The following is a 19,667-nucleotide window of genomic DNA, read 5'->3' on the forward strand; positions in this document are numbered from 1 at the left end:
TATGATTAAATTCCTTGATTTACAAAAAATCAATCTACAATATCAAAACGAAATCGAAGCAAAACTTATTGAAGTTTTCCGTTCAGGATGGTACCTGATGGGTGTGCAGCTTTCAAATTTCGAAAAAAACCTATCTGAATATATTGGGGTAAAAAATGCTATTGGTGTTGCCAATGGTCTTGATGCTTTACGACTTATTCTGAGAGCTTATATGGAGTTGGGTATAATGAGTGAGGGCGATGAAATTATCGTCCCTTCCAATACGTATATTGCATCTATTCTTGCCATTTCAGACAATGGTTTAATTCCTGTATTGGTAGAACCGGAAATCAATACCTATAATATTGATATTTCTAAAATTGAAGAGAAAATTACTCCGAAAACAAAAGGGATTCTGATCGTTCACCTCCAAGGAAGAATTATTTTTTCTGATCAGCTCAGAGAAATTGCATCAAAACACAGTTTAAAAATTATTGAAGATAATGCGCAAGCTATCGGCGCAGCGTGGAGCGGCATTAAATCAGGGAATCTTGGCGATGCTTCAGGTTTCAGCTTTTATCCAGGAAAAAATCTGGGAGCATTGGGGGATGCGGGTGCTGTAACAACCAATGATGACGAATTGGCAAAAACCATAAGAGCATTGGCAAACTACGGATCCAATCAAAAATACGTCAATATATATAAAGGCTTAAATTCCAGACTTGATGAAATTCAGGCTGCGGTTTTGGATGTGAAGCTGAAATATATAGATAATGAGAATGCCATAAGAAAACAGATCGCAAAACGTTTTATTGATGAGATAAAAAATCCTGCAGTTATTCTTCCGGAATATCCTGCGGATGAAAATGAACATGTGTGGCACGTTTTCGTTATCCGTTCTGAAAAAAGAGATGAATTACAGGATTATCTTACAGAAAAAGGCATTCAAACTTTAATTCATTATCCTATTCCACCGCACAGGCAGGAAGCTTACAAAGAATGGAAAGATCTGTCTTTCCCTATCAGTGAAAAAATACATGCTGAAGTGTTGAGTTTGCCGATTTCACCTGTAATGACCGAGGAAGAAATACTTAACATTATTGAAACTGTAAATACATTTTAAGAATGTCCAGATTACCGGAAAATAAAAAATATCTTAAGAAAACCCTGAAAATCGCTGAACTTCTTTATAATTGTGGAAGGTACAACGATTGTCTGCTGTATATAGAAAAAATTTCGCATTCTGCTTGGTTTAATTTTCCGGGTTATTATACCATAAATGCTCTTGAATCTATCATCAGAAATATTGCTCTGAAAAATATAACGTTTGAAGAACAGATTGTCCCTGAGCATCAGGAAGACAGAACATTACATGTTTTTTCGGAAATATATCCTGTGGGTGGACATTCAAAACTCATGTTTAACTGGATTGAAAATGATGATTTCAGTAAGCATTATCTTTTAAGTACAAGACAAGATCTTGATTCTATATCTGAGATTGCAAAAGTCTACAATTTTGTTATCGACGGTAATGTGTTTACCTATGATAAAAAGCTTACGCCCATCGTAAAAGCACAGAAAATAGCAAATACTCTAAGCGAAAATAATTTTAGCAGGATTATTTTACACATTCATCCGAATGATGCAATTCCGTCTATGGTTTTTTCGTCCGAAAAAATAAAAAGTCCGGTTTTCTTTCTTAATCATGCTGAGCATACATTCTGGCTTGGTGCTCCAATAATTGATTTTTTACTTCAAATAAGAGCTACTAATATCCAGAAAGATTCCGACAACAGAAATATTCCGGCAGATCACCAGTTTTTTCTTCCAATTCCTGTCAACCAATCATATAACCTTAAAAATGGGGATAATAAGATTTTTAATATTGTATCTATGGGTACAGAATCTAAATATGAACCCAATGAAGAATATAATTTCCTGGAAGAGGCTTTACAAATTGTAACAAAGTTTGACCATGTTATTTTCAGTATCATCGGGATTTCAGCAAATAATCATAACAGAAAAAAATATCAGCATGAAAGGCTTGTTTTTGTTGAGCCCACCCGTAATATCAGTAAATACATAGAAATATGTGATTTATATGTAGAAGGATTTCCCGTGCCATCCTTCACTTCTCTTCTTGAATCTGCTCTGACCGGAATTCCTTACGTTCTGCATTATAATCCTTCAGACGTCTATAAAGTTTTTGAATTGACAGAGAAAGACGGATTTACTTATCCTAAAGATATTCAGGAGTGGCATAACACCATAGAAAAAATGATTTCTGATGAAAGTTACAGAAAACATATGACTAAAATTCAATGTTCATACGTAAAGGATCATTTTTCTCTGGATGCATGGAAAAATAAATTAAATACGATAAAAAAGAGTACAAAAGATACAAAACACAGCACTCGGGATATTCCTGACCATGAAGTTTTCAGGGATGGAAAAGATGAAGAAATTGTTTCAGTGATAGGTGCACAAAAAGTGGATCACTACAAATTTACAGAGCGTCTCGGATTTTTTCCAAAGCTGAAGGTAGTCATGTTATCTTTTAATAATCCTTCGTGGGTAAGAATTTTATCAAAAAAAAAGATATTGCGATATTTAATCTTAAAATATATTTAATGCTATCCATCATTATTTCATCATATCAACCGTCTTATTATGACCAGCTTGTTAAAAATATAAGCGATACGATCGGCAGTGGCTTTCAATATGAAATCATTCAGATATGGAATCCTAATTTGATGAGCATAACTAAAGCTTATAATCTTGGTGCATCGAAAGCTCAATATGAAAATTTTCTTTTTTTGCACGAAGATCTCATTTTTCACACCCATGAATGGGGTGAAAAATTAATTTCTCATCTTGAGAAATTTAATGTAGGAATTATAGGAGTTTCCGGTTCTTCCTATGTTCCTATCGCTCCGTCAAGCTGGACGGTTTCAGAGGAATATCAACAGACAAATATTCTTGAAAGCACTAAAGAAAATCCAATTCAAATTCATACATGCACAATGCAGAATACGATGAATAAAGTATACGGAGTAGATGGTGTTTTTTTAGCCTTAAAAAAAGAAAATTATTTAAACTATAAATTTAACGAAGAACTAAAAGGTTTTCACGGTTACGATTTAGATATAAGCTTGAGGGTATCAAAAACTCTCCAAAATTACACAATTGATGACATCCTAATAGAACATTTTTCTATGGGAAATCTAAACAAAATCTGGTTTGACACTAATATATCTATTCGGGAAAGGTTGGGTGCCTCATTTCATAAGAAAAATCCTGAAACAGAAAAGAAGGCTTTTTTAAGTTTTGTTAGCAGATACTTTCAACACTACCCGATAAATAGGAAGAGTATTTTATTTACATTAAAATTTTATCCATTCAAATACCTTAATATAAAAGGACATTACCTAATTTTAATAAAATATTTTAATTACATACGTTATTCTTTTGATATCAATAAGAAGAATAATACCATAAGATAAATTAATTTTTTAATAAGACATCACAATGAAAAAATTTTTAAACACCCACAATCAAGATTTATTAAAGTTTGCAGAAGATCATGCAGCAAAATATAAGAACAATGCACCATTCCCCAGTATTTCATTCGACAATTTCTTTAATCCTGAATTTTTAGAAGAAGTCTTACAAGAATTTCCCGATCTTTCGAAACAAGATTCAATAAGTTTTAATGATCCTCTTCAAAAAAAGTTTGCCGGTAAGGGTGAAAAATCTTTTGGACCTAAAACCAGAGAACTCATGTATTTCTTAAACTCAGAACCTTTCCTTAATTTTGTAAATAAACTGACAAGTATAGAAGAGGTATTATATGGTGATCCTTATTTTTCAGGAGGAGGGCTTCATGAGATAAAAAAAGGAGGACTTCTAAAAGTACATGCCGATTTTAATAAAAACCCTATCAATGGTTTAGATAGAAGAGTTAATATTTTGGTATACTTAAATAAAGATTGGAAAGATGAATACGGAGGTCATTTCGAATTATGGAATCAGGAATTAACGAAATGCGAGACAAAAATAGCTCCTACATTCAATACAATCGCAATGTTTTCAACCACATCCAATTCCTATCATGGTCATCCTGATCCTTTAAATTGCCCTGAAGACAGAAGCAGAAAGTCTTTAGCATTATATTATTATTCAAACGGAAGACCCGAATCTGAGGCTATTGCGTTTAAAGAAAATCACAACACCCTTTTTGTGCAAAGAAAAAACTCTGCTCAAGATACAACCGCATGGGATGAAAATACAAAAAGAAAAACACAAGATTACAAAAAACCATCTCTGATGAAAAGAGTGTATTACAAATTTTTTGGAAATTAAATATTTTTTTAATTAGATAATTTTATAAATAATTAAATATTTATGATAATTGGTTCCGGCCTTGTTGCAAATTCATTGAAAAGCATAGACTCTGAAGAATATTTATTTTTCGCTTCGGGAGTCTCTAATTCCCTCGAAACACGAAATTCAGAATTTGAGAGAGAAGTTTCACTATTAAAAAACAGTATAAAAGCCCATAATAAAAGTAAACTGGTTTATTTTTCCACGCTGAGTGTAAAAGACCAATCAAAACAAGACAGTCAATATGTTTTACATAAACTTCACATTGAAGAATTTATAAAAAACAACTGTGAAAATTATCTTATTCTAAGGATAGGAAATATCGTAGGAAAAGGCGGAAACCCGAATACATTATTTAATTTTCTTAAAAACCAGATTACCAATAGCAGTCAGTTTAAAGTTCACAGTAAGGCTAGAAGACTTTTGTTGGACATCGATGATATAGCAAGCTTTCTTAGCACCAATTGTCTTTCCATCAAAAATGAAACGCTGAATTTTGCTTATCCCTATTACTATGATCTGAAAGAAATTATTGGTGCCATTCAGGAGCATATACAAAAAAAAGCAGATTATATTGAATCTGATGAAGGTGATTTTTACAAAGTACATTTTAATGAGACAACGAATTCTTTCTTTAAAGGAATTACTGCCGATCAATATTTAAAAACTTTAGCTGAAAAATATATTTAATCAATGCAAATTCCTAAGATCTATATCATTATTATCACCTACAATGCAATGAAATGGGCAGAGAAATGTTTTACAAGCGTAAGACATTCCAGTATTCCTCTACATTGTATTGTTATTGATAACGGCTCTACAGACGGAGCTCAAGAGTATATTAAAACTCATTTTCCGGAAGTGGATTTTGTTCGGTCTGAAAAAAACTTAGGCTTCGGAAAGGCAAACAATATCGGAATAGAGAAAGCATATAAAGAAGGTGCCGATTTTTTTTATCTAATGAATCAGGATGCATGGTTGTATCAAGACAGCATGGAGAAAATGCTGAAAGTTTACAATGACTATCCTCAACAGAATGAAATCGGAATTATAAGCCCAATGCATATCGACGGATCGGAAAACCATATGGATATTTACATGGATCGCTATATTGCACAAAATACCGAGAAAAACAGATTGATTTCAGATCTTTATATGCAAACTTTGAAACCATATTATGAAGTAAAATTCATTAATGCTGCCCATTGGTTTATTCCAAGAAATACGGTAGAAACTGTTGGTGGTTTTAGTCCCTACTTTTTTCACTACGGCGAAGATAATGAATATGTAAACCGCATTCATTTTCATCAGAAAAAAGTTTTACTGGTACCTTCTGCCAAAGCGGTACATGATGGTGTACAATCCTTTCATAAGATTGATTTAAAGAAATATCCGGATATGCGTATAGAAACCAATATCATGAATCCGGGGTTATCTCATGCCTTGCAACTTGAAAAGAAGTCTTTAAGACAAAGTATGATTAAGAATTTTATTGTTGGAAATATGGATCAATATAAAATATTGTCAAAGAAAAAAGCAAAAATCTCCAAAGAGGAAGAAATGCTGAAAAGTCTTCGAGATCAGGTGGCTCAGAAAGGACCTACTTTTCTTAAATTATCGTAAATTACCTTGACATATTAATGATGAAAAATAAAATATTATGTGTGGAATCGCCGGAATAATTGCCAATAACGCCAGAAATTACCACGAAGAATTAAAAAAAATGACCGATGCCATAGCGCACCGTGGTCCCGATTCTTCTGACTTTGAATTTTATGAAAATGCCGCTTTAGGACATCGCAGACTTTCCATTATTGATCTTTCTGAAAACGGAAAACAGCCGATGCTTTCCTCTACAAAGAATGAATGCATCGTTCTGAATGGCGAAATTTACGGTTACCAGGCTATAAAAGCGCAATATCCAGAATATCCTTATCGCGGAAGTTCTGATACGGAAGTGATTTTGGCAATGTATCAGAGAAAGCAGGAAAATTTAATTCATGATCTTCCCGGTATGTTTGCTTTTGCAGTCTGGGACAACGGCAAGCAGGAATTATTCTGTGCAAGAGACCGGTTTGGTGAAAAACCATTTTTCTACGCCATCGGAAAAAACAACGAATTTATTTTTGCGTCAGAAATTAAAGCTATTTTAGCATCCGGACTTATTCAGCCAAAAGTAAATCAGGAAGCGATTTCCTATTATTTGCAGTATGGTTATGTAAGCACATATCACAGCATTTACGAAAATATCTACACTCTTCCTCCCGCTCATCAATTGATCTGGAAAGACGGAAAGTTTACTATATCAAGATATTATAGCCTTCCGGCAAAAGATAGCGTTTTAAGTTTGTCTGATGCTAAAGAAGAATTTACTTATCTTTTAAAAAATGCAGTAAAAAAACAATTGGTTGCTGATGTAGAAGTTGGCAGTTTTTTAAGCGGTGGATTAGATTCATCCTCTATTGTAGCTTTAGTTGCAGAGTTTTTACCAAAACAGACCACCATCAGTTTTGGATATGATCATGAAGGCAGCGAGCTGAAATATGCCAAAGAAATTGCCGATAAATACAAAACAAATCACATTGAAGTTCATGAGAAAAAAGAAGATTTAGCAACTTCACTTTTAAAAATTTCTCCTTTTTTTGATGAACCTTTTGCAGATATTTCTTTCATTCCTCATTTTGAGATTTGTAAAAATGCTAGAAAAAATCTTACCGTTGTCCTTTCGGGAGACGTTGGTGACGAATTATTTGGCGGATACAATTTTTACCGAGTTGAAAATCAGCTAAGAAAACATTTCAGTTACAAGAATATTATTGCTAAGTTTGGACTCAATTTATATCAAAAAGTAAGACCAATTTCCTTTGTTTCACAAAAGAATATGGCACATGAAAACATTTTGGATTTTCATCAGAATTTTGTAAGAAATTCTTTTAATCAAGAAGAAAAGAATGCGTTAGGAATTGCCTCAACCTATTCTCAGCCTTATAGTTTTAACCCAAATCCGGATTCATTGAATGACATCATGAGAGTTGATCTGGAGGGTTACGTTCCAGGTAATATGATGGTAAAATCCGACAGAATGGCAATGGCAAATTCTCTTGAGGTAAGAACACCCTTTCTTGATCTTGATTTTGCTGAATTCTGTATCCAGCTTTCTGAACAGCTAAAAATTGATAATGAAAATGATAAAATTATTCTCCGTGAAGCCATGGGATCTTACTGGACAGAAACCATCAGAGCCCGTCACAAGCAAGGTTTTGGAATGAGTGTTAAAAGCTGGTTTGAAGAAGAAAATTTAGTTAATCTCTCCAATGATTTATTAAAAAATCCTGATCAGAAAATATTCAATTATATTGATTTTAAAGCAACACAAAAGTTTTTAAATAAAGATCATAAGCACTGGAATTTACTACAGTTGGCTCTTTGGGCGCACAATAACCAAAATGTATTATAATACCTGCCATTGATCCAATATAGTCTTATGAAATTAAATAATTTACAAATCTTAAGGGCAATATCAGCACTGCTGGTTTGTTGTTTTCATTTTAAGAATTATATAAATTTTGAAGAATTGAAATTGGGTGATATTCTTTTTAAAAAAGGAAGCATTGGCGTTCCTATCTTTTTCGTTATCAGCGGATTTATCATGGTTTTCACAACAGAAAAGTTAAATTTTAATAAAAATAATTTAAAGCAAATAATATTGTTTTATAAAAAAAGAATCATAAGAATTGTTCCGCTTTATTATATTCTTACGTTATTATGGATGATAATAGGCGGGAATTTTTTTTTGTATTTTACTGATAAAGAATTATATACAAGATTTATTCACTCGATTTTATTTTTACCACAAAAAGACATATTCCCAATTCTATATTTGGGATGGTCGCTGAATTATGAAATCTTTTTTTATCTGATTTTCGGGATTTCATTACTATTTAAAAAGAACAGATATTTCTTTATCATTATATTTTTTATCATCACCAGTATTTTAGGGTTAATCTTTACATTTAATAATGGTTACTCAAATATGGTGACAAGTCACCTCAACTTATATTTCATCATAGGAATTTTATTTGCTCTACTGTTGGAAAAATTTTCTGTTCCCAAGAAATGGGCAATTCCTATAAGTATCATTGGTATTGCTTCCTTTATTCTTTTTTTATTAGATTTAATTTCCATAGATAATGAACTGCTTGTTATTCCTATAATCTCATTGTTTGTATTCTCTTTTTTACTTTTTGATTATAGTTTTCATTTTAAAGGAAAAAAAAGTCTTGTTTTTTTAGGCGACATCTCTTACTCTTTATACCTTTCCCATCCTTTTGTGGATATTTTTTTTAGAAAATTTAAAGTAGATGGCTATCTTAATCTTCCTTATTTTATATTTAAAATTATCATCGTAATTATTGTAGCGGCATTTCTATACCATTTTGTTGAAAAGAAAATAACCGAATATCTAAAACTAAAATTGAAAATATGAATATGGAAATCTCAGTAATCATCCCCGTTTATAATGCAGGTCAGTTCTTGGAGAAATCTGTAGAATCTGCAGTACATTTTGATGAGGTAAAAGAAATTATTTTAGTTGAAGATAAATCCACAGACAATTCGTTGGAAATTTGTCAGAAATTAGCTTCTGAAAACCCTAAAATAAAATTATTTCAACATCCTGACAAAGGAAACTACGGCGCCGGAGCAACCAGAAATCTTGGACTTGAAAAAGTAACAGGAAATTTTATTACATTTTTGGATGCCGATGATTATTATCTTCCCAACAGATTTGATGCTGAAAAAAAATTATTCGAAGATCCAAAAATTGACGGTGTTTTCGGAGCAATCGGAATTGAATATTTGACAGAAAAAGGAAAACAGGAATATCAGTCAAAATTTAAAGATTCATCGCTTACAACCGTAAATTACCATGCAGAAGGTCAAGAAGTTTTCAGAGGTTTATTAAGCTTATCAACTAAAACTTTCGGTACATTTTTCCACCTGAATGCTTTAACAATAAGAAGAAGTGCCATTGAAAAGCATAAACTCAGATTCAACGAAAATCTTCGTGTACATCAGGATTCGGATTTTATCATTAAATTAGCATATCACTGTTATCTAAAATCAGGAATAATTGATGAAGCCATTGCTATAAGAGGGATTCACGATGATAACAGGATTACAAAAATTATTCAATATTCACCGCAATATAACCAAAGACAATTGTTGTATTGGACATCTCTAAACGATTGGGCGAACCAAAACCGTCTATCTTCAGAGGAAAGAAAAAGAATTTATTTGACGTATAAATCATTTGATTTATCTCAAAAAAAAGGACTTTTAAAATATTTCTCAATTGCTTTGGAAGGCATCAAAAATCCGGAAATATTGAAGACAAAGTACCGTTTTAATTATTATAAATGAAAATTTCCGTAGTTATTCCTGTATATAATGCAGAAAAATATGTTGAAAATGCCGTAGAGTCTGCTCTTCAGTTTGATGAAGTATGTGAAGTTATTCTGATTGAAGATAAATCGCCTGATAATGCACTGGAAGTTTGTCAGTATCTATCAGATAAATATGAGAGAGTGTCACTTTATCAGCATCCCGACAAGGAAAACCATGGCGCTTCGGCTTCACGAAATTTAGGGATAGAAAAAACAACAGGAGATTTTATAGCTTTTTTAGATGCAGACGATTATTTTTATCCGAACCGTTTTGATGCAGAAAAAGAACTTTTCAAAAATCCCTACGTAGAAGGAATTTATGGAGCATTGGACGTTCACTATTATTCTGAAAAAGCAAAAGAACAGCATTATGATTTTTTTAAAGATCATTTAACGACTGTTTACCAAAAGCATGATCCCAAAGACGTTTTCCCCGGGCTTATCTACCTGAGAGGGAGTTTTGGGCAATTCAGTTTAGACACTCTAACGGTAAGAAAAGAATCTCTGCAGAAAATGAATTCTTTTTTTAAAAATTCATTAAGACTTCATGAAGATACCGAGTTTTTGTTACGCCTCTCCTATTATCTCCAACTGTATCCCGGAATTATTGACAAAGCCATCGCAGCAAGAGGTATACACGAGGAAAACAGGATTACAGAAGTTAATTCAAAAAAAATAAGCCCTTCATTAACGCGAGCAATCTTTTGGAAAGAAGTAAATGATTGGGCTCAGAAGGAAGAAACTATCCCTCAAAATATCAAAATACATTTAACAAGAATTGAACGCAGTTTTATGATCGCAAATGCCTCAAAAATAAAAAAATGGGGAATGATTATCAAATACTTACTAACAGATTATACAAGCATAAGATCTGGTTTGTATAATATAAATTTCAGACACACCATATTATAAATTATTAATAAACAACACAATTGTTAATAATAAAATAAATATTTAAACCGATGAAAATATCTGTAATTGTTCCCGTTTACAACGCCGAAAAATACGTAGCTCAAGCTGTAGAATCTGCTCTCCAGTTTGATGAAGTGTATGAAGTTATTTTAATTGAAGACAAATCTCCTGATAATGCCCTGGAAGTTTGCCAAAGACTGGAGCAGCAATACGAAAGGGTAAAACTCTTTCAACATCCTGATAAAGAAAATCATGGTGCCGGACCTACACGAAATCTCGGGCTCATGAAGGCAACCGGGAACTTAATAGCCTTTCTGGATGCAGACGATTATTACCTGCCCAACCGTTTTGATGCAGAAAGAAAACTTTTTAAAGACCCTAAAGTAGAAGGTGTTTATGGAGCCTTAGGGGTCCACTATTATTCGGGAAAAGCTAAAGAACAGTATTATAAGCTTTTTGGAGATAAATTGACAACGGTTTATAAAAGACATGAACCTAAAGAAGTTTTTCCGGGTCAGATTAATATGACAGGAAGCTTCGGACTTTTCAGCATCGACTGTTTAACCATAAGAAAAGAGGCGCTGGATAAAAAACTGAGTCCCTTTTTTAAAACCCATTTAAGACTTCATCAGGACACAGAATTTCTTTTCAGACTTTCTTATTACCTCGACCTTTACCCCGGAATTTTAGATAAGGCAGTTGCAATAAGAGGGGTTCATGAAAACAACAGAATAACTGCAGTAGACGCAAAAAAAATAAATCCTGCCACAACAAGAGTACTTCTTTGGAAAGAAATAAATGATTGGGCTCAAAATGAAAATACAATGCATCAGGATGTGAAAAAACATATCAGCAGGATGCACCGCAGTTTTGAAATTGCACTTGCCCCTCCTGTTAAAAAATGGAGTATGATTATTAAATATCTGATTACAGACTATACAAGCATCAGGTCTGGGCTATATAATATCAACTTTAGAGAATATTTATTTTAAACTTTTTTTGTCTAAAAGTATGGAATCTGCAATCCGGGAAGTGAAAAATTTTCCGGATTCTTTATACATATGGTTTCCGTCTGTATATTCATAATCATTGGATCTGGAGGAAAAATCGAAATATCTCACACCATTTTTGTCCGAAATAGCTTTAATTTTTTTGTTGAAATCCGGTGCGTAAGAATTTTCAATCGCCATAATTTTTTCGCCTGTAGGAATTCTTACTAAGTAAACCGTCCCTTTATTTTTAAGAAATTTAATAATATCTTCAAGTGCAGTAAGTCTTACCTTAGACATACTTTGAGTTTTCGCAACATCTTCACCGAAAAACTTTTCTTTTTCAAGTTCTCTTTTCGCTAAAGAATCCTTTTGCATGGTAACGTTAACTTCCAGCCAACCGTCTTTATGTAAAAAAGTATTGGATCTGCCTGATTCTTCTCTTTCTGTATAAATTTTGAACCAGCTTCGGGAATAATTTTTAAGAAGATATTCGTAATTAGGAGACTTATCGTAAAAATACATATTCTTTAGCGGAGAATGTTCTTCCGGAAAATTTTTCAGTTCTTTTATGGTATTATTTAAGGATAAATTCCATGGATCAACCGTCAGAATGAAAATTCCATTTTTTGTATCAGGATGAATTTTTCTTTTTATTGCTTCCAAATAAACCGGTCCGTAAGGCGACTGTACAACATTCAAGGCAAAATTATCAAATTTCAGATGAAGCTTTCCCTTCAGCACACTCGGCAAAATAGCCTGAGAACCTCTGGAATCACCCAAAATAATATTATGTGGCTTCTCTACGGCAAAGTGCATATAATTATCGTCGATATTTCCATCTGCGAATGACCCCAGCAAGCCGAATAATAAAATCCCGCCTACCAGATAGAATGATAGTTTGAATAAAAACTTTTTCATCTAAAATTGAAAATAAATAAATTCATTATTACCGAAATTAGCATAACGCAGAATAATATAAATAATTCCTACATATAATATTCTTCTCACCCAAGGGTTAAATCGTTCTATTTCCAGACCATGTACTTTTGTTCGGTTTACCCATTCAATAATTAACATCAAAAGAATAAGTACCAAAACTTTATAAGGTAACTGATGAGGAATTGAAAATAATGTAGAACTGAATATTCTCCTGATATAATCAATCGCCTGAGATACTGATTCTGATCTGAAAAAAATCCACGCAAAACATGTTAAAGAAAAAGTAATCAATATCTGGAAAATTTCTTTTAGTGAAGGAATAAATCTTCCCATTGCCACAACTTCAAGATTCTGCCGATTCTTATTCGAAATCAATAAAGGCATAAAATATAATGCATTCAAACCTCCCCAGACAATAAATGTCCAGTTAGCACCATGCCAGAATCCCGAAACCAGAAATATGATAAAGGTATTCCGTATTTTCATCATTAATCCGCCTTTGCTTCCGCCCAACGGAATATAAAGATAATCTCTGAACCATGAAGAAAGCGAAATATGCCATCTTCTCCAGAATTCTGCAATATCTCTTGAAAAATATGGGAATGCGAAGTTTTTCAACAATTCTATTCCGAACAATTTTGAAACACCCAATGCAATGTCTGAATATCCTGAAAAATCTCCGTAAATCTGGAAAGCAAAAAGAATTGAACCCAAAGCAAGGTTACTCGCACTTTCGGTTTGATAATGGGTAAATATTTCGTTCACCAAAGGCGCACAATTATCTGCGACAACCATTTTTTTGAATAATCCCCACATAATTTGACGCATTCCGTCTGCTGCAAGCTCATAATTGAAATATCTTTTCTTCTGAATCTGCGGCAAAAGATGAGTCGCCCTTTCAATGGGTCCTGCAACCAATAATGGGAAATAGCTTACAAATACCGAATAATCAACAAAATTCCGTTCTGCCGTAATTCTTTTCTTATAAATATCGATCACATACGACAACCCGTGAAATGTATAAAAGGATATTCCGACGGGAAGTACAATACTTAACAGCCAAGGGTTTACTTTAAAACCGACATTAGAAAGAAGGTCTACAAAACTTTCAACAAAAAAATTATAATATTTGAAAAATCCTAAAAATCCCAGATTTATGATAATACTGAGAGCCAGCCAAAACTTAGCTTCACTACCCGTCTTACTTTTTTCTATCTTTAATCCCGAAAAGAAATCCAGCCCGATAGAAAATACCAGCAAAAATAAAAATCGCCAATCCCAACAAGCATAAAAATAGAAGCTCGCTACAAGAAGCAGTATATTTTGAAATTGATACTTTTTGTTAAAAACAAACCAATATAATATAAAAACTATTGGAAGAAATATCAAAAAACCAATTGAATTGAATAACATATAATACGATTAAAAAGTTATTAATGTATTCTTCTGAAACTATTTTGAAAATGTAAGGTAAATCTCAGTTGAAAACCAATGCTACAGCCGGAACTCAACTTTGAATTCCATGGAAGCACCTGATTATCTTTACAATATACGTGTGATTATTTTACGAAAACCCCTATATATTTCCCTTCGTATTCTACGACAGTTGTTTCAATACTATTTTTTTCACAGAAATCCTGATATGCAGAGTTGTCTCCGATATCATCACTAATGAAAACTCCGCCTTTTCTCAAATGCTTGTAAAGCTCTGTATAAGCCCAGAATCTTCCATTGTAACTTTTATCTGAATCATAATGTACAACATCAAAGCTTGTGTTGTCTGTAAAAATTTTAGGTAAAGATTCTTTATCAGCAAAACGGAATAATTTCCAATTTGGTTTTAGGTTTTGAGGAACAATATACCCTACGTACTGATCGCCATCCTGAGCCAAATAAGGCATATCTGAACTATACAACGTTCCACCTCTTTTTTCCAAAGAAAGCAATGCTGCCAAAGAAGACCACCCGTAAGCAACTCCTGTTTCTACAGCACTTTTTGCGTTGGTAAACTCACAAGAATAAAAAATTAATTCCAAAGCTCCCGCACCACCCATTTTGATCGGGCATTCGTTTTCTTTTCTTTCAGATTCTTTAAGGATTTCAGAATAGGTACTTCTAAAAGGGGTAATGTCTATATTGAAAAGTTTGGCAACCGCTTCTTTTTGGGAAATAGATTTCGAAGCTGCCCAGGAATTTGTTTTTTCTTTCCCTTTAAAGGCATTGCCTCTGTTTACGGTGTTTTTTACGATCTTCCTGCCCAACTCGGGATACAGATCCGGTCTTTTCAGATAGGCAATAAATGTCTTGAGAACTCTTGATACTTCACTCACTGTGTTAAATTTAAGACACAAAAATAAAGATTTTTCTCTTATCTTTAATATATATTTATATTTGTAAAAATTTATTAACACAAAAGGATGAAATTTTCTGTTCTAATCGCCAATTATAATAATGGAAAGTTCTTTAAAGATTGCTATAATTCAGTACTTTCTCAGGAATTTAAAAACTGGGAAGTTATAATTATTGATGATCGTTCTACAGACAATTCCGTTGAAATCATCAACAGTATTATTGCTGATGACCCTAGATTCAAACTCTACGAGAATGCAACGAATTCCGGAGTTGGTGTTACAAAATCAAAATTAATCGAACTTTCTACAGGTGATATTTGTGGTTATCTTGACCCCGACGACGTAATAAAACCCAATGCCCTGAAAAGTGCTATGGAAGTTCTGGAAAAGAAAAAAGACGTAGTTCTCACCTATTCCCGGTTGGTAAAATGCGATGAAAAACTGAATCCTCTTAAAGAATTTAAAGGTGCAATGCAGATTCCCAATGGACAAAAACTTTTCTTTAATTTCCCGATACAGATAGCTCCGTTTGTTGCCTTTAGAAAAAATATTTACATGAATACTCCAAGGATAAATCCGGAGCTAAGAATTGCCGAGGACCAGGATTTATATTATAAAATGTACGAAGCGGGAAAAGTGCAGTTTATAGATCAGACCAATTATCTATACCGTGCTCATGCAGGAGGAATTTCGCAAAACGAAAACAAACAGAAATCATATCAGTATTATGCCTTTGCCATCTGGGAAGCCATGAAACGCAGAAATATTAAAGAAATTAACGGAAAACCCGTTCCAGAAAATTATGCTGATCCGAGAGAAATTTTCGATTTACTGGAATATCAAAATAAACTACCATTCAGATTAAAGAAAAAAATATTAATTATAGCACAAAAAATATTTGGATAAAATGCCGGAAAACAACAAGATAAAAGTTTTATTCAGGCACCGTTCTATGGAAATGGGAGGTGTGGAAAAGGTAATTTTAAGCATGCTCAATCATCTTAACAAAGATAAATTTGATCTCACCCTTTGCCTGAATATCAACCAGGGAGAACTTCGGAACGAGATTCCGAAACATGTGAGAAAAGTTTATCTTACAGATGGAAGAGAAGACCTTTCAGCAAATTCAGTGGTTCAGAAAGTACAATTGGTAAAGAGAAAATTGAGACTTCAGAAAGCTTTGAAAAGTCCTACTGTTGCTCAGAAAATCCTCAATGACAATTACGATATAGAAATTGCACCGACCTACGCTGCTTTTTCTGCCGTTCTGAATTCTGTAAATAAAAATTCAAAAAAAATTGGCTGGTTTCATTCAGATATTACGTTACCGAAACTTCAACCGCTTGTTCCTGAAATCTTAAAGCAAATTCCTCAGTTCGACTATTTTATTTTCGGTTCGCAGCAGACGAAAGATATTTTAATTGAAACCTATCCTGATCTTAAAATTCCTGAAAATCAGGTAATTTTAAATGCAATTCCAATTGAAGAATTAAAGCAAAAAGCACAAGCTTTTAAACCTGATTTCCCCGAAAAGCCTGTTTTTGTTTCTGTAGCAAGACTTCACAGCAGAAAGGGATTTCATAAATTAATGGAAGCTCACGCCAAATTATTAAAAGACGGTTTTGATCATCATATTGCCGTTATCGGTGACGGTGAAGAAATGGGAAATCTTAAAAAACAGGCAGAAGATTTAGGCGTTACACAAAGTTTTCAACTGCTAGGCTCTTCTATGAATCCTTATCCAGAGGTAAAAAATGCAGATTTTTTCATCCTTCCATCAGAATCTGAAGGCTGGCCGTTAATTATTGCAGATGCTTTGATTCTTCAAAAACCTATTATTTCAACCAATGTTGGAGGAATTCCTGAGATGATTGAACATGGAAAAACAGGTTATCTTATCAATTACGAAACCGACGAAATGTATGAATCTATGAAAAAATTTCTTACAGAACCTGAATTAATTGCTGAAATTAAAGAGAACCTGACCAATATTGAGGAACAATTTGACAATCAGAAGATCTTCAATTCAGTTGAAACAATCATCACTAACTTAGTTAAAAAGTAAATATGCTTCTAATCTATCGTATCATCCTGAAAATTCATACGATGTATCAGTTTATGATACAGAAAATTTATCTGAAAATCTGCTTAGCAAAAGGATTAAAAGTAGGTAAAAATGTTCGTTTTGTAGAAGTTCCCCAGTTTGGAACCGAATGTTTTTTAATAGAAATTGGTGATGAAACTACTTTTTCTAACAATGTGCGGTTTGTAAATCATGACGGAGGTCAAAATGCCTTACATTTTTTTGATAAGTATAAAGATGTGAGAACTTTCGGAAGAATAAAAATTGGCAAACGATGCCTTATCGGTGCAGATACAATAATAATGTTGGGTGTGGAGATGGGCGATAATTGCGTTTTGGGAGCTGGGTCTATTTTAACATCATCTATGCCTTCCGGAACGGTTTATGCAGGCGTTCCCGCAAAATATATTTGTACTATTGAAGAATATGGTGATAAATTACTGGCAAACAATGTAATGTATCCTCGTGAGTTGGAAAAAGACAGACCAAAACTAGAAGCATATATTAAAGAAAATCTCCCTCATAAATACAAACCTGTAAGAAAATAAATGACCGAAAAAAAGAAAATCCTCATTCGTATAGGCTCTCTGCGTCACGGTGGAGCAGAAAAAGTGCTTGTAACATTTTTAAAAAATCTCCCTCAGGATAAATATGAAATCGATTTATTATTAAATCTTTATTCAGGAAAATATTTACCGGAAGTTCCGGATTGGATTAATATTTTACACCTCCACAAAGGAGAAATGATTACAACAAACCGTCCTCATGAAATCCCAAGAAAAGTGGCAAGAGTGCTTCATGAAAAGTCACTGAAAAAATTCCCTAATCTGCTTTACAAAAAGAAACTAAAAGGTAAAAAATACGACATTGAGTTTGCCGCAATCCACGGAATGCGTGACGAAATTCTTGGATCTCCATTAAAATCGTCAAAAAAAATTGTCTGGATTCACAATGATCTTTCAGAAGTAAAAGGATATACCAACGATGAAATCAAAAAGTTTTTCGGTTTTGATAAAATTATGGTGATTTCTGAAAAAATTGAACAGCTTTTCCAAAGTTTAGCCAAAAATGATATTGAAAAAAAGAAAATCGTAAGAATTTATAATCCTCTGGATACAGAAGAATTTTTAGCTAAAGCAGAAAAAATCACCATTAATTATAATTTTGATAATACAATTCCCACTTTTGTTTCTGTAGGAACAGTTTTCCCACAGAAGGGCTTCGATAGACTTTTAAGAGTTCATAAAAAACTATTGGATGAAGGATTTCAACACACAGTTCTGATCGTAGGTGACGGTTATGATTTTGAAAATATTAAAAAACTCAAATCTGAACTTAGTGTTGATGCAACAGCGACAATGCTTGGCTTTACAGATAACCCTTACCCTTATTTCAACAATGCAGATTTTTATATTTTGAGTTCAAGATACGAAGGTTTTCCGACAGTACTTTTTGAAGCTATTACGTTGAAAAAGAGAATAATTTCCACCGAAGTTTCAGGAGCAAAAGAAATGTTAAATGATGGTAAATTAGGTTTAATCGTAGAAAATTCTGAAGACGGAATTTATAAAGGAATGAAAAAAGCTTTATCTGAGCCTGAATCTTTCCAAAAATATTCTGATCAGTTGAAAGATTACGAAATGCCTTTTAATCTTGAAAATTCAGTGAATAAAATAACTTCAATTTTAGACGAATTATAATTCCGTTCCATAAAACCTAAGATTTCTTACCTTTATTGTATGGCAGACCAACATTCTACGCTTCAAAAAGATTTTTACCGTGAAAGCGGAAAATGGCTTCCCACTTTTGAGATTTGGGCAAAATGCATCAATCCCAACCTTCATTTCATTTATGTTTTAAGAAAAGCCCAAAAATACCAAACAACACCGGTTTTAAAAACTATCTGGAAATTTATTTTGCGACATTATCAGATTAAGTATGGTTTCCAGATTTACCCTGAAACCGAAATCGGTGATGGCTTTTATCTGGGACATTGGGGAAGTCTTGTCATTAATCCGAAAGTAAAAATCGGAAAAAACTGCAACATTGCTCAAGGTGTAACCATTGGTCAACAAAACCGCGGAAAAAATGCCGGATTCCCTATAATTGGCGATGAAGTCTGGATCGGTACCAACGCAGTCATTGTGGGAGGAATTACTATTGAAAATAATGTTTTGATTGCTCCTAATTCTTATGTTAATTTCGATGTTCCTGCGAATTCTGTAGTGATGGGGAATCCCGGAAAAATTTACTCTAAGGACGATGCTACAGAAGGATATATTAATAATAAAATTTAAAAATTTTTCCACTTTTGTTAGAATTCCGATAATCTTTCCTACATTAGATAAGAATTTTATGAACAATATTGGACATCCCAATATATTCACATAAAAACACAAAAATAAATACAAATGATAGAAAATAACAACGATGCTTATGCGTCCTCAATCGGTGGTCGCCTGAACCACCCTGACGATCTTAAAAAACACTTTTCCGGGAAGACGTACCGCCAGTTCTCGGAAGAAAAACACAGTCCCCAGGTTTACAGTTTTATTTATATTGACGGGAAAGAATTTAAAGGTTC

At 33.2% G+C, this 19,667-nt stretch carries 19 protein-coding genes; 16 read left to right on the forward strand and 3 right to left on the reverse strand.

Going from position 1 to position 19,667, the window contains the following annotated elements:
- Window position 1 precedes the first annotated feature (1 nt).
- The 11 genes from ASG22_RS17980 (at window position 2) to ASG22_RS18030 (ending at window position 11,710) form a co-directional block, all read left to right on the forward strand.
- The gene (locus tag ASG22_RS17980; RefSeq protein WP_055987633.1) at window positions 2–1,102 is read left to right on the forward strand and encodes a DegT/DnrJ/EryC1/StrS family aminotransferase; all 1,101 of its coding nucleotides are present in this window, start codon (window positions 2–4) and stop codon (window positions 1,100–1,102) included.
- Between the two features lie 2 nt (window positions 1,103–1,104).
- Window positions 1,105–2,610: a hypothetical protein gene (locus ASG22_RS17985; RefSeq protein WP_055987635.1), complete on the forward strand. Its 1,506-nt coding sequence runs from the start codon at window positions 1,105–1,107 to the stop codon at window positions 2,608–2,610.
- Window positions 2,610–3,482: a glycosyltransferase gene (locus ASG22_RS17990; RefSeq protein ID WP_055987667.1), complete on the forward strand. Its 873-nt coding sequence runs from the start codon at window positions 2,610–2,612 to the stop codon at window positions 3,480–3,482. The genes ASG22_RS17985 and ASG22_RS17990 overlap by 1 nt, the downstream gene beginning before the upstream one ends.
- 25 nt (window positions 3,483–3,507) lie before the next feature.
- Window positions 3,508–4,341: a 2OG-Fe(II) oxygenase gene (locus ASG22_RS17995; protein ID WP_055987636.1), complete on the forward strand. Its 834-nt coding sequence runs from the start codon at window positions 3,508–3,510 to the stop codon at window positions 4,339–4,341.
- Between the two features lie 75 nt (window positions 4,342–4,416).
- The gene (locus ASG22_RS18000) at window positions 4,417–5,052 is read left to right on the forward strand and encodes a hypothetical protein (RefSeq protein WP_238586944.1); all 636 of its coding nucleotides are present in this window, start codon (window positions 4,417–4,419) and stop codon (window positions 5,050–5,052) included.
- 3 nt (window positions 5,053–5,055) lie between these two features.
- Window positions 5,056–5,985 carry a glycosyltransferase family 2 protein gene (locus ASG22_RS18005; RefSeq protein WP_238586945.1) on the forward strand — a complete coding sequence of 310 codons (930 nt, stop codon included), beginning with the start codon at window positions 5,056–5,058 and terminating at the stop codon, window positions 5,983–5,985.
- Window positions 5,986–6,022: 37 nt separating this feature from the next.
- Entirely contained in the window at window positions 6,023–7,819 is a 1,797-nt protein-coding gene (asnB, locus tag ASG22_RS18010) for an asparagine synthase (glutamine-hydrolyzing) (RefSeq protein ID WP_055987640.1), read from the forward strand.
- Window positions 7,820–7,846: 27 nt separating this feature from the next.
- Window positions 7,847–8,848 carry an acyltransferase family protein gene (locus ASG22_RS18015; RefSeq protein WP_082505043.1) on the forward strand — a complete coding sequence of 334 codons (1,002 nt, stop codon included), beginning with the start codon at window positions 7,847–7,849 and terminating at the stop codon, window positions 8,846–8,848.
- Window positions 8,849–8,850: 2 nt separating this feature from the next.
- Entirely contained in the window at window positions 8,851–9,783 is a 933-nt protein-coding gene (locus ASG22_RS18020) for a glycosyltransferase family 2 protein (protein WP_055987670.1), read from the forward strand.
- On the forward strand, window positions 9,780–10,718 hold the full coding sequence (locus ASG22_RS18025; protein ID WP_055987643.1) for a glycosyltransferase family 2 protein: 939 nt from the start codon (window positions 9,780–9,782) through the stop codon (window positions 10,716–10,718). The genes ASG22_RS18020 and ASG22_RS18025 overlap by 4 nt, the downstream gene beginning before the upstream one ends.
- A gap of 50 nt (window positions 10,719–10,768) precedes the next feature.
- Window positions 10,769–11,710: a glycosyltransferase family 2 protein gene (locus tag ASG22_RS18030; protein ID WP_055987645.1), complete on the forward strand. Its 942-nt coding sequence runs from the start codon at window positions 10,769–10,771 to the stop codon at window positions 11,708–11,710.
- Here the strand turns inward: ASG22_RS18030 and ASG22_RS18035 are convergent.
- The 3 genes from ASG22_RS18035 to ASG22_RS18045 all read right to left on the reverse strand — a co-directional run bounded on the left by ASG22_RS18035 (window position 11,702) and on the right by ASG22_RS18045 (window position 14,979).
- On the reverse strand, window positions 11,702–12,628 hold the full coding sequence (locus tag ASG22_RS18035; RefSeq protein WP_238586946.1) for a hypothetical protein: 927 nt from the start codon (window positions 12,626–12,628) through the stop codon (window positions 11,702–11,704). The two genes, ASG22_RS18030 and ASG22_RS18035, sit on opposite strands and share 9 nt — an antisense overlap.
- Window positions 12,629–14,062, reverse strand: coding sequence for an MBOAT family O-acyltransferase (locus ASG22_RS18040; RefSeq protein WP_055987648.1), 1,434 nt, complete (start codon window positions 14,060–14,062; stop codon window positions 12,629–12,631).
- Between the two features lie 146 nt (window positions 14,063–14,208).
- Window positions 14,209–14,979, reverse strand: a complete 771-nt coding sequence (locus tag ASG22_RS18045) for a class I SAM-dependent methyltransferase (protein ID WP_055987649.1) — start codon at window positions 14,977–14,979, stop codon at window positions 14,209–14,211.
- Between the two features lie 87 nt (window positions 14,980–15,066).
- On the opposite strand from ASG22_RS18045, the gene ASG22_RS18050 reads away from it, so the two are divergent.
- The 5 genes from ASG22_RS18050 to ASG22_RS18070 are packed head-to-tail and all read left to right on the forward strand — an operon-like array spanning window position 15,067 to window position 19,380.
- Window positions 15,067–15,906 (forward strand): glycosyltransferase family 2 protein, encoded by an 840-nt coding sequence (locus tag ASG22_RS18050; protein WP_055987651.1) that lies wholly within the window; start codon window positions 15,067–15,069, stop codon window positions 15,904–15,906.
- A 1-nt stretch (window position 15,907) separates the two neighbouring features.
- Window positions 15,908–17,065: a glycosyltransferase gene (locus ASG22_RS18055; RefSeq protein WP_055987653.1), complete on the forward strand. Its 1,158-nt coding sequence runs from the start codon at window positions 15,908–15,910 to the stop codon at window positions 17,063–17,065.
- Window positions 17,066–17,067: 2 nt separating this feature from the next.
- Window positions 17,068–17,631 (forward strand): acyltransferase, encoded by a 564-nt coding sequence (locus ASG22_RS18060; RefSeq protein WP_055987655.1) that lies wholly within the window; start codon window positions 17,068–17,070, stop codon window positions 17,629–17,631.
- Complete coding sequence (locus tag ASG22_RS18065; protein ID WP_055987657.1) at window positions 17,632–18,783, forward strand: glycosyltransferase; 1,152 nt, start codon at window positions 17,632–17,634, stop codon at window positions 18,781–18,783. It abuts the gene before it with no gap.
- Window positions 18,784–18,822: 39 nt separating this feature from the next.
- Window positions 18,823–19,380, forward strand: coding sequence for a serine acetyltransferase (locus ASG22_RS18070; RefSeq protein WP_055987659.1), 558 nt, complete (start codon window positions 18,823–18,825; stop codon window positions 19,378–19,380).
- Window positions 19,381–19,667: the final 287 nt, after the last annotated feature.

The sequence above is a fragment of the Chryseobacterium sp. Leaf405 genome, from assembly GCF_001425355.1.
In the GTDB taxonomy this organism is placed as follows: Bacteria; Bacteroidota; Bacteroidia; order Flavobacteriales; family Weeksellaceae; genus Chryseobacterium.

Bases quoted from the DNA above. Each gene is read 5' to 3' on its own strand.
- ASG22_RS17980 (WP_055987633.1), top strand. From the start codon at position 2: ATGATTAAATTCCTTGATTTACAAAAAATCAATCTACAATATCAAAAC.
- ASG22_RS17985 (WP_055987635.1), top strand. From the start codon at position 1,105: ATGTCCAGATTACCGGAAAATAAAAAATATCTTAAGAAAACCCTGAAA.
- ASG22_RS17990 (WP_055987667.1), top strand. From the start codon at position 2,610: ATGCTATCCATCATTATTTCATCATATCAACCGTCTTATTATGACCAG.
- ASG22_RS17995 (WP_055987636.1), top strand. From the start codon at position 3,508: ATGAAAAAATTTTTAAACACCCACAATCAAGATTTATTAAAGTTTGCA.
- ASG22_RS18005 (WP_238586945.1), top strand. From the start codon at position 5,056: ATGCAAATTCCTAAGATCTATATCATTATTATCACCTACAATGCAATG.
- asnB (WP_055987640.1), top strand. From the start codon at position 6,023: ATGTGTGGAATCGCCGGAATAATTGCCAATAACGCCAGAAATTACCAC.
- ASG22_RS18015 (WP_082505043.1), top strand. From the start codon at position 7,847: ATGAAATTAAATAATTTACAAATCTTAAGGGCAATATCAGCACTGCTG.
- ASG22_RS18020 (WP_055987670.1), top strand. From the start codon at position 8,851: ATGGAAATCTCAGTAATCATCCCCGTTTATAATGCAGGTCAGTTCTTG.
- ASG22_RS18025 (WP_055987643.1), top strand. From the start codon at position 9,780: ATGAAAATTTCCGTAGTTATTCCTGTATATAATGCAGAAAAATATGTT.
- ASG22_RS18030 (WP_055987645.1), top strand. From the start codon at position 10,769: ATGAAAATATCTGTAATTGTTCCCGTTTACAACGCCGAAAAATACGTA.
- ASG22_RS18035 (WP_238586946.1), bottom strand. From the start codon at position 12,628: ATGAAAAAGTTTTTATTCAAACTATCATTCTATCTGGTAGGCGGGATT.
- ASG22_RS18040 (WP_055987648.1), bottom strand. From the start codon at position 14,062: ATGTTATTCAATTCAATTGGTTTTTTGATATTTCTTCCAATAGTTTTT.
- ASG22_RS18050 (WP_055987651.1), top strand. From the start codon at position 15,067: ATGAAATTTTCTGTTCTAATCGCCAATTATAATAATGGAAAGTTCTTT.
- ASG22_RS18055 (WP_055987653.1), top strand. From the start codon at position 15,908: ATGCCGGAAAACAACAAGATAAAAGTTTTATTCAGGCACCGTTCTATG.
- ASG22_RS18060 (WP_055987655.1), top strand. From the start codon at position 17,068: ATGCTTCTAATCTATCGTATCATCCTGAAAATTCATACGATGTATCAG.
- ASG22_RS18065 (WP_055987657.1), top strand. From the start codon at position 17,632: ATGACCGAAAAAAAGAAAATCCTCATTCGTATAGGCTCTCTGCGTCAC.
- ASG22_RS18070 (WP_055987659.1), top strand. From the start codon at position 18,823: ATGGCAGACCAACATTCTACGCTTCAAAAAGATTTTTACCGTGAAAGC.